1 protein-coding gene is annotated in these 1,370 nt (G+C 60.4%); it reads right to left on the bottom strand.

Annotated elements, in window-relative coordinates:
* Positions 1 to 251 precede the first annotated feature (251 nt).
* Positions 252 to 1,262: an IS110 family transposase gene (locus tag P3T16_RS34790; RefSeq protein WP_429345661.1), complete on the bottom strand. Its 1,011-nt coding sequence runs from the start codon at positions 1,260 to 1,262 to the stop codon at positions 252 to 254.
* Positions 1,263 to 1,370: the final 108 nt, after the last annotated feature.

The raw sequence follows: 1,370 nt of genomic DNA, 5'->3' as shown, positions 1-1,370 counted from the left end.
CTTATATGGTCGCCTCCCTTTTGCAAGGCGATTGTGCGTGGCGAGGAGGGTGGTTGCGGACTTATATCCGGACTCGATCGCGGGAAGTGCCCGCCGGCCCCGATGGATTTCGCCGCAAAGGTCCTAATCTAAACGAGCGGACTCAAGGTCCGAGAAATGTCTCAGGCTTGCCCTTGCGCGGTCCAACCTGTCTTGCCATCGTTCAATACACCTGTGCAACCGTAGATGAGGTTAAATGCCTTGAAGCATGGCTACTGTACCGGCGTTGCCTGATACGTTCGCCCATACGCCAGCAGCGCCCAGATCGTTCGCGCCATCTTGTTGGCCAGTGCCACAGCGACGACGTTCGTAGGACGTCGCGTCAACAGAAGGCGCAATCTCTCGGGCAGGTGCTTCGAACTTGAGATAACAGCTCGAGCGCCGTGTATGAGTAGCGTCCGTAGATACACGTCGCCACGTTTGCTGATGCCGCCCAGCCTGATCTTGCCGCCCGAGCTGCTTTGACGTGGCACCAGGCCGAGGTAAGCCGCAAATTCGCGCCCAGAACGGAAGTTCTTCGCCTGACCGATGACAGACACTGCGGCGGTGGCCGTAAGCAGACCGACGCCAGGAATCTCTGAGATGCGTCGACAGGCTTCGTCACTGCGTCGCCATTCGACAATGCGCTGCTCGATGCGCCTGATCTGGTCGTCCAGCACGAGCATTCGTGAGAGCTGGTCCTGGAGGCTTTCCGTGAGCATCGTCGGCAAATGGTCTGCCAGCGTTGCAAGTGCCGCTCTGGCGGCCTCGATCGAGGCACGGCGACCCTGCGGCAGGACCACGCCGAACTCGTACAGCAGACCGCGTATCTGGTTGACCTGCATGACGCGGAACCGTACGAGTTGCTGCCGCATCCGGTGAAGCGCGAGCATGGCCTGCTGGTCTTCCGTCTTGACGGCCACGAAGCGCATGCCCGGACGCTGCGCAGCTTCCCAGATTGCCGCCGCGTCCGCGGCATCGTTCTTGTTCGATTTGACGAACGGCCGCACGAACTGCGCTGCAATGAGCCGCACATCGTGACCAAGCCGCGCCAGTTGCCGTGCCCAGTGATGAGCGCTGCCACAGGCCTCCATCACTACACGTGACACTGGCCGGTTGGCAAAGAACGGTAGCAACTGCGCGCGTTTAAGAACCTTGCTGTGGATTGCGCCGGTGTCAGGCTCAACGAAATGGATCTGGAAGACGCGTGTAGCCAGATCGATGGCAATGATCGTGGGTTCCATTTGATTCTCCTTGGCGGCAGGACTGCCGAATCCGCAATGTCGCACGTTCCGGAAGCGAGACCGCGGCGCCGGACGGACCGTTAAGGCGGGAGGCGACCATTCCATCTA

Source organism: Paraburkholderia sp. GAS42, assembly GCF_050436565.1.
GTDB lineage: Bacteria > Pseudomonadota > Gammaproteobacteria > Burkholderiales > Burkholderiaceae > Paraburkholderia.
This window is presented reverse-complemented; position numbering and strand designations above follow the sequence as displayed.

Bases quoted from the DNA above. Each gene is read 5' to 3' on its own strand.
- P3T16_RS34790 (WP_429345661.1), bottom strand. From the start codon at position 1,262: ATGGAACCCACGATCATTGCCATCGATCTGGCTACACGCGTCTTCCAG.